Here is a 13,804-nt window from a genome sequence, read left to right on the forward strand (position 1 = left end):
TACCAATCCGCACGGAGCCCTCCCGCACCGCGAGCGCTTTCCCCACCGATCCCCCGGCCCGGTAGGTTGGTGCCGGACCGTGACGACCAGGAGGACGAGGATGACCACCGCTGCCCCGACGACCCCCGCGCACGATCGCTGGTGGGAGGCCCTGCCCGCGGGCCGCGGTCGCCTGCGCGGCCGTGCCCACCTGACCTCGGACGCCCCCGCCCTCTCCCTCGACGGCACCTGGGACTTCCGCCACGGCATGCGGGCCGACGGCTCGGACCTGGGCACCGTCTCCCCCATCACCGTGCCGGGGCTGTGGCAGCTGCAGGGCCACGGCGCGCCCCAGTACACGAACATCGTCTACCCGATCCCGCGGGACGTGCCGCACGTGCCCGATGAGAACCCCACCGGGCACTACTCGCGCCTGATCGAGACGCCCGAGGAGTGGTCGGCGACGGTCGCCGACGGCGGCCGCGTGCTGCTGCGCCTCCAGGGCGTGGACTCGGCCGCGAAGATCTGGATCGACGGCGCCGTGGTCGGGGTGACCGCGGGCAGCCGCCTCACCCAGGAGTTCGACGTCACCGACCTGGTGACCGCCGAGGGCCCGCACCTGCTCGAGGTGCGGGTGGTGCAGTGGTCGGCCAACACCTACCTCGAGGACCAGGACATGTGGTGGGCCAGCGGCATCTTCCGCAGCGTGGACCTGCTGCTGCGCCCTGCCGGCGGCATCCACGACCTGGTCACCCACGCCGACTTCGACCCGGCCTCCGGCACGGGGAGCCTCGCGGTGCGGGCCTGCGGCATCAGCGGCGAGGGCCTCCCGGTGCGCGTGGAGATCCCGGAGCTCGAGATCGCGGCCGATCTCCCCGCCGAGGGCGGGGTGCTCGAGGTCGGCGCCGTCGAGCCGTGGAGCGCCGAGACGCCGGCGCTGTACGACGTGCGCGTGGCATCGGCCGCGGAGACGGTCCGCCTGCGCACCGGGTTCCGCCGGGTGGAGGTCGACGGGGACATCTTCCGCGTCAACGGGGAGCGGATCGTCTTCCGCGGCGTGAACCGCCACGAGGCCGACCCCGTCGTGGGCCGCACCCAGCACCCGGACAACCAGGACCTCGACGTCGCCCTCATGAAGCGGCACAACATCAACGCGGTGCGCACCTCCCACTACCCGCCGCATCAGCGCTTCCTGGACGTGTGCGACGAGGCCGGCCTGTACGTCATCTGCGAGGGCGACTTCGAGGCCCACGGGTTCCATCTGGACATCACCGGGGAGGACGCCACCGGTGCGGCCGAGCGTCCTGCCGCCTCCGAGCTGTTCCGCCAGAGCCTGATCGAGCGCACCGACCGGTTCGTGCGGCGCGACCTGAACCATCCCTCGATCGTCCTGTGGTCGATCGGCAACGAGGCCTCCACCGGCCCGGTGACCGACGCGATGATCGAGCGGGTGCGGGCCGTGGACCCGACCCGGCCGGTCATCTACGAGCAGGACTACCTCGCCGAGCACGTCGACGTCTTCTCGCTGATGTACCCGACCCATGCGGAGAGCGAGGAGATCGGCCGCAAGGACCTGTCCGAGCCCACCCGGGCGAAGCTGCGCGCCATGCTCGAGCACCTGGGCGTCACCCCGGACGAGGAGCTCCTCGCGGAGCCGCCGGCGCTGACCAAGCCGTTCCTGTGGATCGAGTACGCGCACGCCATGGGCAACGGCGCCGGCTCGCTGAAGGAGTACATGGACCTGGTCCACCGCTACCCCTCGCTGCACGGCGGGTTCATCTGGGAGTGGATCGACCACGGCCTGAGCACCCGGGACGCCGAGGGGAACGAGATCTTCGGCTACGGCGGCGACTTCGGCGAGCGCCTGCACGACGCCAACTTCGTGGCCGACGGGCTGGTGCTGCCGGACCGCACGCCGTCGCCGGCGCTGCAGGACGCCGCGCACCACTACTCCCCCGTCGGCCTGGAGGTCTCGCACGGCGCGGCGCGCGTGACCAACCGCTACGCCTTCCGCGACCTCGCACATCTGCGGGCAGAGGTGTCGGTCGACGACCAGCGCAGCTGGAAACCGCTGACTCTGCCGGAGCTGGCCCCCGGCGGCAGAGCAGAGATCCCGCTGCCCGCTCTCGCCGACGGCGCGGTGACGGTGCGGCTGCTCACCCGCGAGGCCGAGGGCCCCGTCCCTGCCGGGCACGTGGTCGTCGCCGCCTCGCACGTGGATGCCGGGCGTCTGGCCGAGCAGTTCGCCCTGCCCGCCCCGAGCGCCGCCCCGACACCGGAGGGGCGCGGCTGGAGGATCGGCCCGGCGGAGCTCGACGACCTGGGCCGCCTGGTGCGGCTGGGGACGCTGGACATCGTCGGCGCGGGCGTGGACCTGTGGCGTGCACCGGTGGACAACGAGCGGGCCTTCACCCACGTGGCCCTCGAGACGCGCTGGCGGCGGATCGGCCTGGACGCGGCCCGTTCGCGCCTGGTCTCGATCACCGCCCGCGACGGGGTGCTCGAGGTGACGCGGCGCCTGGGCCTGGACGGCACCGCGCTGGGGGCCGATGTGCGCGAGCGCTACTCCAGCGACGGCACCGCCCTGGTCCTCGAGGTCGAGGTGACCCCCAGCGCCTCCTGGCCGGAGGATCTGCCGCTCCCGCGGGTCGGCTGGACCCTCTCGGCCCCCGGGGACCTCGACATGGTCGGGTACCTGGGGTTCGGCCCGCACGAGTCCTACCCGGACACCGGGGGCGGCACGACCTTCGGGGCGTGGGCCGCGACGGTGGACGATCTCCAGGTCCCCTACGTGCTGCCGCAGGAGAACGGGAACCGCGCCGGGGTCGTCTCCGCGCACGTGCGCGGCGAGGCCCCCGGCCGCGGGCTGCACCTGAGCATGCCCGAGGGCCTGGGGCTGGCGGTGCGCCCCTGGTCCAGCGCCGAGCTGGACCGCCGCGCCCACGACGGCGCCCTGCGCCCCGACGGCCGCACCTGGGTGACGGTCTCGGCGGCGCTGCACGGGGTGGGCTCGGCCGCCTGCGGGCCCGTGCCGCTGCCGCAGTACGTGCTCGGCGCCCGCCCGGTGTCCTTCCGCCTGGCGCTCAGCGCTCCGGAGGGCTGACACGGCGCGGGAGCAGCCGGCGGCGACTACGGTGTGATCGTTCAGGGGACCCGGCCCGATGCCCGGCCCCGGAGGAGCACCCATGGACCCGCACCGCCGCAACCCGCTCGCACCGACCCCGCCGTCCGCCCCCGGAGCCGACGCCGGCCCGGGGACGGTCCCGGCCCCTGCCGGGCAGGCGGCCGGGACGCGGCGCTGGCTCCGGGCCACGATCGGGCTGGGCGTCCTGCTCGTGCTCGCCTCGGGATGGCAGCTGATCGGCTCGCTCGTGATCGGCCCGATGCTGTACACCTCGGCCGCCGGGATGCGCTCCATCCAGGTCCTGTCCGTCGTCTCCTCGTTCCTCGGCTCCTTCCCGCTCGCCGTCGCCGGAGCCGCCGCCGCGGTCTCGGCCCTCGGGCTGCACGCGCGGGCCCCGCGCGGGGCGATGGGCGCCGTCGTGGCGATCGTCCTCGCCGTGCTCGCGGCGGATCTCCTCCCGACCCTTCTGACCGGGATCATCCATCTGCTCCCCGCCGGGGGCGGGGACCGGCCCGCCTCCCTGCTGCCCACGATCCTGCGGGTCCTCGCCCTGGGGATCCCTGTCCTGGTCGCCGCCGCGGGCTTCGCCGTGGCGGTGGTCCTCGCCCTCCGGGCGGTCCGCGCCCCGCAGCGGCAGGCCGAGGGCTCGGGCGCGCCACGAGGACAGGTCCCCGCCGCCTCCCGGCGCAGTGCGCGGGCGGCGGCGATCGCCGTGACCGCGATCGCGATCCTCATGGTCCTCACGACCGTGTGGGTGCTCGTGGTCCGCCTGCCCGCCGCCTGGGACCTGCTCGTCGGGGAGCCCTCGGGCCTCCTCATCGCCCGCATCCAGCTCGCCTCCCTGGTGGCCGGCGCGCCGAGCGCCCTGGCGCACGGAGCCCTGCTGATCGCGCTGGGCTCGCTCATCGGCCGCGTCGGCGAGGACGGCCGCCGGCCGGCGTGGATCGCGGTGCTCGTGGCCGCCGGGGCGGGCGTGGTCGCCGTCGCGGTGACCCAGCTGATCGCCCTGGCCGGGGCCGCCGCGCAGGTCGCCGGGTACGCCGTCGCGAACCTGCTGGCGAACTCCTCCTCCGTGCTCCTGTGGCTCCTCGCCGCGACCGCGGTCGTCGTCCTGTCCTGGTCGGCGGCGCGCCGGTCGTGAGCGCTGCGCGGCCCCAGTCGCGCCCGCCCCTCCCCGAACGGGAGGTGACGTGCGGCGACGGGTATCGTGGTCGGTGATCAGGCGCGGACCATCGGGCCTGGACCGACCCGTGACGCGAGAGAAGTGAGCGCCCCGCCATGACCCAGGGCAACCCCCCGTCCCCGTACCCCGGCGCCCCGCAGGGCCAGGACCCGCAGAACCCGGTACCCCCGCAGAGCTGGCAGGGTGCGCCGTCGCAGGACCAGGGCGGGTGGCAGGGCCAGGACGGCTGGCAGCAGCCGGCCGCCTCCCCGCAGCCCGCCCCGCAGGCCTCGCCGTACGCCGCCCCGGCGAGCTCCCCCTACGGCGCTCCCGCGAGCGCCCCCTCCGGGTCCCCGGCGGGTGCGAGCTCCTGGCAGGAGGTGCCCCAGCAGGCGCAGCCCGCGGGCTCGGCATCCTTCGGCTCGCCGGCGGGCGCGCCCGTCGGCTCCTCCCCCGCCGGTGCCGGCTACCCCGGCGCGGTCGGCGCGACCCCGGGTCCCGACGGCGTCGCCTGGAAGCGGATCCGCACCCTGGGCATCGCGATGATCGCCCTGTCGGTGCTCGCCGTCCTCGCCCGGCTGATCCTCGACCTGGCCTACATCTTCGGCGCCGGCGCCGCCCAGGACGCGCAGATGGGCATCCAGTCCGGCGGCGCGATCGGGCTGGGCCTGGCGAACCTCGTCATCGGCGGCGGCGGGGTGGTGCTGGCCTTCGCCCTGTTCGTCATCGCCGTCATCGTGGCCGTCACGGCCCGGGAGAAGGCCCGTCTGGGCGGGATCCTCGTCGCCGTCGCGGTGCCGGTCTCCGCGATCGCCTACTGGGTCCTCAGCTTCGTCGTCGGGTTCATCGCCGGCGCGATGGGCCTCGGCCCCGCAGGGCTGCTGACCGAGGGGACGGTGCGCGCGACCTTCGGTGCCGATATCGCGCGGATCCTCCTGATCGGCGTCGTCTACCTCGTCGGCTCGTACTTCGTCTTCAGCACCGCGAAGAAGAAGCTCGGCGCCTGAGAGCCGGCTGCCGTCCGTGGCCGCCTTCTCCCGGTCCCGGCAGCCCTCACAGGCAGAAGCGGCCCCCGCTCCGGCGGGGGCCGCTCCGCATTCCCGGCAGCGCGCAGGTCGCGGGGCTCCCGAGCTGACCGCGCGCGGCCCCGGACGGCGCCCGGATCAGATGCGGGACGCGATCAGCAGCAGCGCGTCGCCCGTGCCGACCAGGGCCCGGCCCCCGGGCAGCGGGTGCAGGCTCCCGGGCCGTTCCCGCAGCACGAGCTCGGCGGTGACCGTCCCGTCGGCGTCGACCACCCGCAGCCGCTGCGCGTCCCGGGGGTCCAGGGCGTCGCTGCGGACCGCGGGATCCAGCACGATGCTCGTGCCGTGCGCGGAGCTGCCGGTGACCTCGGCGTCGGGGCCGCTCGCCGGCAGGGCCCACAGCTGCCGACCGTTCGCCGTGTCGTAGGCGACGGTCTGCGCGCCGGAGTTCACGACCACCATCGCGGTCCCGTCGATGCCCAGCCGCGCCCGGAAGTCGCCTGCGGCGGTGATCACGGGCCCGCCGGGGGCGGACCAGGCGGCCCGCTCCCGGCTCGCGACGATCTCCCCGGGGACGTCCGTGCCCTGCTCGGTGCCGGTGGCGATCACGCGCCCGGCGTCGGCGCGGACCTCCCACTGCCCGGCCGGGGAGGGGGCCGATGCCCACAGCGGCGCCCCGCCTGCGAAGGCGCGCACGCTCAGCGCGCCGTCCTCGCCCGAGCACACCAGCAGCACCAGGTCCTCCGTCCCCGGCCTGCTCCCCGGCGGCGCGGGCTCGGGGCCGGTCACGTGCGCGCGGCAGTGCTCCTGGGCCCGGGCGAGCACCTGACCGACGGGGAAGCCCGTGGCAGGGTCCATCTGCAGGATCCCCTGGCGCGGGTCGGTGCGCACGGGGACCGTGGGCAGCACCGCGGCCGGGGCGTCGTCGCCGACGAGGGCGCGGGTGGCCTCGCAGCCTCCCTCCGTCGCATCCACCAGCGTCCAGAGGGCCGCGGCGGCCTCCTCCCCGGTGGCCAGATCGTGCCCGCGGGTCGCGCAGCCGGTCTGCGTCGGCTCCTGCACGACGAGCAGGTCCCCGGCCAGGGCGATCGGGGTGCCGGCGACCTCGGCGAGCAGGGGCGGCGCGGCGCCGGGAGCCGTCGCATCCAGCACGCGGGTGGAGCCGGCGCCGGCCAGCAGCACCCGGGTGCCGTCGGCGGCGAGCAGGACGCGGTCGCCGTCCGCCTCGGGGAGGGTGCGCAGGCTCCCGTCGGCGGGGTCCAGGAGCTCGTCGGGACCGGTGGCGCGGTGGATGAGTACCGGGGCGTCCGGGTCCCGGCCCGCGATGATCCCGTCGCCCTCGGCGAGCGGGGCGAGACGGGCGATCGCGGCATCGGCCAGGGAGTCGGGGCGGTGCGCGATCGCTGCGGGGACGGTCAGGGCCAGCGCGAGGGCGAGGCCCAGGGCCGCGGCGGGGCCCCGCCCGCTCCCCCGCCTCCCCGGCCGCAGCCGGGCGAGGATCGCGAGCACCGTGAGGCCCGCGCCGAGACCCATCAGCATGCCGGCGGCCAGGCGCAGCGCGCCGATCAGCAGATGCGCCCCCAGCATCCAGCACACCCCGCCCAGGGCGAGGGACGCGACCGCGAACCCCAGGAGGGTCGCGGCGTCGTGGGCCGGGCCGTCGTGCGTCCCCGCGGCCGGGTCAGCGGGGCGCGCCGTAGTAGGCACCGGTGCGCTCCTCGCGCAGAGCCTCGAAGTCCCCGCGGCCGATGCTCTCGCGGATCTCGTCGACCAGCCGCACCACGAAGCGCTCGTTGTGGAGGGTGCACAGCGTCGAGGACAGCATCTCCTTGGCGCGGAAGAGATGGTGGATGTACGCGGCGGTGTAGTGCGTGCAGGTGTAGCAGTCGCAGGTCTCGTCGATGGGCGCGAACTGGCGCCGGTACCGGGACCCGGTGAGGTTCACCCGCCCGGTGCGGGTGTAGACGGCGCTGTTGCGGGCCACCCGCGAGGGCGAGACGCAGTCGAAGGTGTCCGCCCCGGCGGCGACCGCCGTGAACAGGTCGTCGACCTCGCTGATGCCCAGCAGGTGGCGCGGCTTCTCCTCGGGCAGCTCATCGGTCACCCAGCCGACGATCGTGCCGAGGTTCTCCTTCTCCAGCGCCCCGCCGATGCCGAAGCCGTCGAAGGACCAGCCCTCCACATCCATCCCGCCGAGATCGCGGGAGGCCTTCCGGCGCAGGTCCTCGTACTGCGCCCCCTGGATGACGCCCCACAGCATCTGGTAGGGCCGATGGGTGCGATCGGCCGAGAGGCGGGCATGCTCGGCCAGGCAGCGCAGCGCCCACAGGCGGGTCCGCTCCAGGGCGGACTCCTGGTAGCCGCGCGAGTTCATCAGCGTCGTGAGCTCGTCGAAGGCGAACATGATGTCCGCGCCCAGGCCGTGCTGGATCTGCATCGAGATCTCGGGGGTGAAGCGATGCACGTCGCCGTTGATGAAGGAGCGGAAGGTGACGCCGTCGTCGTCGACGTGGGCCAGGCGCTCCTTGCCGGCGGCGACGTCGTCGTCCTCGCCGGAGGCGGTGCGGGCCTTCTGGCCTCCGGAGAACTCGCTCGAGAGCACCTTCTTGAAGCCGGCGCCGAGGCTCATCACCTGGAAGCCGCCGGAGTCCGTGTAGGTCGGTCCGGGCCAGTTCATGAAGGCGCCCAGGCCCCCGGCCTCGTCGACGAGGTCGTGGCCCGGCTGGAGGTAGAGGTGGTAGGCGTTGGCCAGCAGCGCCTGCGCCCCGAGGTCGGTCATCGACTCCGGCAGCACCGCCTTGACGGTCGCCTTCGTGCCCACGGGGATGAAGGCGGGCGTGGCGATCGGCCCGTGGGGCGTGGTGATGACCCCGGCGCGGGCCTTCTCGCCGTGCCGTGCGGTGACCTCGAAGCCGGACTCGGCCCGGCCCGGGTGCGCCCCGGCCGAGGGGACGCCGGCGGCGAGGTCGGCCCCGGCGGGACGCCCCCCGGACGAGGCATCGGAGCCGGTGGCGCGGCGGCCGGGGTCCGTGCCCCGGGAGGCGGCGGAGGCGGTGTCGCGAGGGTCGGAGGCGGAGGGCGCGGAGGTCACGGCCCTATGGTCCCATGGCCCGCACCGCCCGTCCCCGCCCGAGGCGCGGCGACCGGGTCGCTGTCGTGGCCGGGTCCTGCCGGCCGGCCCGTCGGCGGCCGATGGTCCGCGGGGCGCGCTGTGACGTGTCTGCGAACCCCGGGACCCCGCGCCCCGGCGCGCACTAGAATCTCCGTGCTCGCGCGACCCGGCGCCCGAGCGCCCGGCGACGAGAAGGAGAAGGACATCGACCACGATGGACCCGCTCCCCCCGCCTCCGCCGGCCCGTCGAGGGGGCGCCGCCGCGGAACGCCGCTGTCCGAGCAGGAGGAGCTCGCCCGGCTGAGAGCTGCCGGCGACGCGGCGCCGACGAGCCCGGGCTCGACCCCCTCGCATCCGAGCACTCCGCAGCAGCCCGTCCCTGCCGGCGCGGCTCCCGGACGCCGTGCCCACGGCCGGCGCCGCGCCGCCGCGCCCGGAGCCGAGCCCGAGACCGGCCCCGGGGCCCCGGTCGCATCGGCGGTCGCTGCCGAGCCTGCCCCTGCCCCCGCACCCGCGACCGTGCCCGCGACCGTGCCCGCTCCTGCGTCCCCGGCACCGCCGCCGGAGAAGCCGGCGCCCGCCCCGGAGAGGTCGGCGCCCGCGGCAGAGGCGTCGGCGCCCGCCGCACCGGATGCGCAGCGGCGCGCGCTGTCCCCGCTCTCGCCGTTCCGTCCGGAGCTGCAGGGCCTGCGGGCCGTGGCGATCCTCATGGTCGTCTGCTACCACATCTGGTTCGGCCGGGTCTCCGGCGGCGTCGACATCTTCCTGCTGATCAGCGCGTTCCTGCTGACCGGGTCCTTCGCCCGCAAGCTCGAGACCGGCCGGCCGCTGCAGGTGCCGTCGTACTGGATCCATGCGTTCAAGCGCCTGCTGCCGCCCTCGGCGCTGGTGATCCTCGCGACCCTCGCCGGGATCTTCTTCCTGCTCCCCCAGACCCGGTGGAGCAGCCTCCTCACCGAGGCCCTCGCGGCGGGAACCTCGTGGGAGAACTGGCTGCTCGCCCTCCAGTCCGTGGACTACTACGCCGCGGACCACTCCACCGCCTCCCCGTTCCAGCACTTCTGGTCCCTGTCCATCCAGGGCCAGGTCTTCCTGCTGTGGCCGCTGCTGTTCGCCCTGGCCGCCCTCGCCGCGAAGATCCTGCGCGCCCGCCCCCGCACCGTCATGCTCGTCCTGTTCAGCGCGATCACCGCCGCGTCCTTCGCCTGGTCGGTGCACCTCACGGCCGCGGACCAGACCTTCGCCTACTTCGACACCCGCACCCGCCTGTGGGAGTTCAGCCTCGGCTCCGTCATCGCCCTCGTCCTGCCCTCCATCGAACGCCGCCTCCGCTACCGGCAGGCCGACGGAGCCCAGGGCGTCGCCGCCCTCCGCGCCGGCGCCGGATGGATCGGACTGGCCCTGATCCTCTCGGCCGGATGGGTCATCGACGTCGAAGGCGCCTTCCCCGGCTACGTCGCCCTCTGGCCGCTGCTGGCCGCCGCGCTCGTCATCATCGCCGGACCCACCCACACCCGCTGGGGAGCCGACCGCCTCCTGTCCTCCCGGCCCCTGCAATGGCTCGGCGACATCTCCTACGCCCTCTACCTCGTCCACTGGCCCCTGCTCGTGTTCGCCCTCGTCGCCACCGGCACGGGACACGCCGGCCCCCTGCTCGGCACCGGGCTCGTCACCGCCAGCATCGCGCTCGCCTGGCTCGTGACCATCGCCCTGGACCGCCCCATCCGCACCAGCCGCCGGCTCCGCGAACGCTGGTGGCGCGGCGCCCTCGTCGTCCTCACCAGCCTGACGCTGATCATCGGCCCGAGCGTGGGCTGGGCCCGGGTCCTGGACCAGCAGCAGGAGCGGTTCGCGGCGCAGGCCGCCCCGGCCGACAATCCCGGGGCCCGCGTCCTGGCGGAGGGATATGTCGCCGCCGGCGACCCCGACGCCCCGGTGGTGCCCGCGCTCGGCGCCCGCACCTCGGACTGGGCATCGGACGAGATGACCGGCTGGTGCGACGAGGAGCCCGGCATGGACATCGGCGGCCTCGCGCACCTGGACTGCGCCCACCTGGTCGCCCCCGAGGAGCCGACCCGGCGGGTCGTCGCCGTCGGCAACAGCCACACCGACCAGTGGATGGCCGCGCTCATCCCCATCGCCCAGCGGCAGGACTGGGACCTCGTGATCGTCCGCCGCCCGGCGTGCTTCTTCACCTCCGCCGAGGACAATCCTGCGGCCGACTGCGACGCCTGGCTGGGCCAGGCCGAGGCCTTCATCGCCCGGCACGACCCGGACGCCGTGCTCATCCAGTCCACCTTCACCACCCGCGACGGCACGCAGGAGGTCATCCGGGAGGGCACCGAGGCGCAGGTGTCCCGCTGGACCGAGGGCGGAGCGACGGTGCTGGGGATCCGCGACAACCCCCGGTTCGCGACCTCCCACGAGGAGTGCGAGCTCAGCACGAAGGCCGAGAGCTGCTCCTTCGAGCACGTCGCCGCGACGACGCCCGACCCGACGGCCGGCTGGGAGGAGAGCCACCCCGGCTACGCCGCGATCGACATGAACGACGTGATCTGCCCGGAGGGCCGCTGCCCCTCGATCATCGGGAACGTCTACGTGTATCTCGACGACAACCACATCACCGCGACCTACGCGCGCTCCGCGGCACCGCAGCTGGAGGACCGCCTCCTGCAGGCTTTCGACCGCTCCGCCGCGCGCCGGGCCGATGCCGCGCCCGGTGAGGCCTCATGACGCAGGAGCGCCCCGAGGCCGATGCCGGGACGGCCGGTCCGGGCGGCACGCCTCCCGCGGCTCCCCGCGGCCGCCGCCGCGGCACCCCTCGGCCGGAGCAGGAGGAGCTGCGCAGCGCCGCGCGACCCACCGCGCGCGCCGCCGCCCACCGGCACGCCCGCGGGCGCCGCCGAGCCGACGTTCCGGCAGCACCGGCATCGGAGGCACCAGCAGCACCGGCGGCGTCCGCATCGGAGGCACCGACGATCGTCGTCGACACGGCGCCGACCCCCGATGCGCCGGCCGATGCCGTGCCCGAGGATCCCGCCCCGCCGTCGACACCTGCCCCCGATCCCTGGCTGCAGGACGGGAAGGACGACGATCCGTCCCCACCCGAGGACGAGACCCCGGCCCCGCCCGGGGAGGATCTCGTGGCGGACGATCCGGCCCCGCCCCGGGAGGATCTCGCGGCAGCCGATCCGTCCCCGCCCCGGGAGGACCTCGCGGACGGTCCGGCCCCGGCCCCCGCGGCCGCGGCGACGCCCGGGCGGCGCCGGGCCGACGCCGAGCGGACCTCCCCGGCGGCGCCGATCGCCGTGGACGCCCCGGCCGTCTCGACCTTCCGTCCGGAGCTGCAGGGCCTGCGGGCCGTGGCGATCCTCATGGTCGTCTGCTACCACATCTGGTTCGGCCGCGTCTCCGGCGGCGTCGACATCTTCCTGCTGATCAGCGCGTTCCTGCTGACCGGATCCTTCGCCCGCAAGCTCGAGACCGGCCGGCCTCTGCAGGTGCCGTCGTACTGGATCCACGTGTTCACGCGGCTGCTGCCGCCGGCGGCGCTGGTGATCCTCGGCAGCCTCGCCGCGACCTCCGCCCTGCTGCCCCGCACGCGGTGGCGCGAGCTCATCGACGAGGCCATGGCCTCCGGGGTGTACGGGGAGAACTGGCTGCTGGCGGCCCGCTCGGTGGACTACTACGCGGCCGATCACGCCACCGCCTCGCCGTTCCAGCACTTCTGGTCCCTGTCGATCCAGGGCCAGGTGTTCCTGCTGTGGCCGCTGCTGTTCCTCCTGGCCGCCCTCGTGTGCCGGCGCACGAGGCTGCGGCCGCGGCCGGTGCTGCTGGTCCTGTTCGGCGCGGTCACGGTCGTGTCCTTGGCCTGGTCCGTGCATCTCACCGCGGCCGACCAGACCTTCGCGTACTTCGATACCCGCACCCGCCTGTGGGAGTTCGGCCTCGGGTCCGTCATGGCGCTCGTGCTGCCGTCGATCGAGCAGCGGCTGCGCTTCCGCCTCCCGCAGGATCCGGCGGCGAACGGTCATGCGCGGGGACGGGCCGCGGCCGGATGGATCGGACTGGCTCTGATCCTCTCGGCCGGCTGGGTGATCGACGTCGAAGGCGCCTTCCCCGGCTACGTCGCCCTCTGGCCCCTGCTGGCCGCCGCGGTCGTCATCATCGCCGGACCCACCGGCACCCGCTGGGGAGCCGACCGGCTCCTGTCCTCCCGGCCGCTGCAATGGCTCGGCGACATCTCCTACGCCCTCTACCTCGTCCACTGGCCCCTGCTGGTGTTCACCCTCGTCGCCACCGGCACCGGACACGCCGGCCCCCTGCTCGGCACCGGGCTCGTCACCGCCAGCATCGCCCTCGCCTGGCTGGTGACCGTCGCCCTGGACCGCCCCATCCGCACCAGCCGCCGGCTCCGCGAACGCTGGTGGCGCGGCGCCCTCGTCGCGGTGCTGGCCCTCGCGCTGATCCTCGCCACCGCCCTGACCTGGCGGGCGAACCTGGACCAGCAGGGGCAGCAGCTCGAGCAGGCCGCCGCCGCGGCGGAGTGGATCGACAACCCCGGCGCCCGGGTGCTGGAGGACGGCTACACGCCCAGCCCCGGGATCGATCCCGCCGCCCCCGCGCTCCCGCTGCCGCAGGACCTCCCCGGGGACATGTTCCGGCCCGACGTCCCCTGCCGCGAGGACATCATCGTCCCCACCGGAGGCGACATCGCCGCCTTCTGCTCCGAGATCCACGACCCGGGCACCGCGGACGCCCCGCTCGTGATCGTCTCCGGGAACTCCCACGCCATGCAGGCCCTTCCCATGATCCAGGCCGCCGCGCAGGACCTGGGATGGCGGGTCATCACCGTCGCCCGGCCCCAGTGCGCCTTCGGGGAGACCACCGGCATCTCCTGGTGCGCCCAGTACAACGAGCAGGTCGTGGACTTCGTGCGGGACAACGACGCCGATGCCTTCATCACCGTCGGCACCCGATCGGCGGTCCCCGGGCGCGGCAGCGAGCAGGTCGTGGACGGCTTCGCCGCGCTGGCTCCGCAGCTGCTGGACGCCGGCGTGCCGATCCTCTCCCTGCGCGACAACCCCCGCTTCGCCGTGGACATGGCCGAATGCGTCGCCGAGGGCACCGACTGCGACACGCCCGCGCATCCGTCCCTGGCCCCGTTCGACCCGATGATCCCGCTCGCCCTGCGGCTGAACCAGGAATCCTCCGGGGCGCGGATCACGACCATCGACCTCACCTCCCGCATCTGCCCCGGCGGGACCTGCACGCCCGAGGTCGGCAACGTCCACGTGTTCGTGGACTCCAACCATCTCTCCACGACGTACTCGGCCTCCCTCGGCGGCGCGTTCCACGATGCGGTCGACGCGTCGGGCTTCGCGCCCGCCTCCGCGTAGAGG

Annotated in this window: 7 protein-coding genes; 5 read left to right on the forward strand and 2 right to left on the reverse strand. The window is 75.0% G+C overall.

Features of this window, described 5'->3' with window-relative positions; genetic code table 11:
* The first annotated feature begins 100 nt into the window (after positions 1-100).
* The 3 genes from ABD234_RS16680 (at position 101) to ABD234_RS16690 (ending at position 5,272) form a co-directional block, all read left to right on the forward strand.
* The gene (locus tag ABD234_RS16680) at positions 101-3,082 is read left to right on the forward strand and encodes a glycoside hydrolase family 2 TIM barrel-domain containing protein (RefSeq protein ID WP_344358657.1); all 2,982 of its coding nucleotides are present in this window, start codon (positions 101-103) and stop codon (positions 3,080-3,082) included.
* Between the two features lie 82 nt (positions 3,083-3,164).
* A complete protein-coding gene (locus ABD234_RS16685) occupies positions 3,165-4,244 on the forward strand; it encodes a hypothetical protein (protein ID WP_344358660.1) in 1,080 nt (359 codons plus the stop codon).
* Positions 4,245-4,381: 137 nt separating this feature from the next.
* On the forward strand, positions 4,382-5,272 hold the full coding sequence (locus tag ABD234_RS16690) for a hypothetical protein (RefSeq protein WP_344358663.1): 891 nt from the start codon (positions 4,382-4,384) through the stop codon (positions 5,270-5,272).
* A 156-nt stretch (positions 5,273-5,428) separates the two neighbouring features.
* Here the strand turns inward: ABD234_RS16690 and ABD234_RS16695 are convergent, their stop codons facing one another.
* Together ABD234_RS16695 and tgt are read right to left on the reverse strand one after the other, a co-directional pair.
* Positions 5,429-6,997 (reverse strand): PQQ-binding-like beta-propeller repeat protein, encoded by a 1,569-nt coding sequence (locus ABD234_RS16695; RefSeq protein WP_344358666.1) that lies wholly within the window; start codon positions 6,995-6,997, stop codon positions 5,429-5,431.
* Positions 6,972-8,381 carry a tRNA guanosine(34) transglycosylase Tgt gene (gene tgt, locus ABD234_RS16700; RefSeq protein ID WP_344358669.1) on the reverse strand — a complete coding sequence of 470 codons (1,410 nt, stop codon included), beginning with the start codon at positions 8,379-8,381 and terminating at the stop codon, positions 6,972-6,974. The genes ABD234_RS16695 and tgt overlap by 26 nt, the downstream gene beginning before the upstream one ends.
* 174 nt (positions 8,382-8,555) lie before the next feature.
* Between tgt and ABD234_RS16705 the strand changes: the two genes are divergently transcribed.
* Both ABD234_RS16705 and ABD234_RS16710 read left to right on the forward strand, forming a co-directional pair.
* Positions 8,556-11,135: an acyltransferase family protein gene (locus ABD234_RS16705; RefSeq protein ID WP_344358672.1), complete on the forward strand. Its 2,580-nt coding sequence runs from the start codon at positions 8,556-8,558 to the stop codon at positions 11,133-11,135.
* Positions 11,132-13,801, forward strand: a complete 2,670-nt coding sequence (locus ABD234_RS16710; RefSeq protein ID WP_344358676.1) for an acyltransferase family protein — start codon at positions 11,132-11,134, stop codon at positions 13,799-13,801. Before ABD234_RS16705 ends, ABD234_RS16710 begins: the two co-directional genes overlap by 4 nt.
* Positions 13,802-13,804: the final 3 nt, after the last annotated feature.

The sequence above is a fragment of the Brachybacterium phenoliresistens genome (assembly GCF_039530785.1).
Classification (GTDB): Bacteria; Actinomycetota; Actinomycetes; order Actinomycetales; family Dermabacteraceae; genus Brachybacterium; species Brachybacterium phenoliresistens.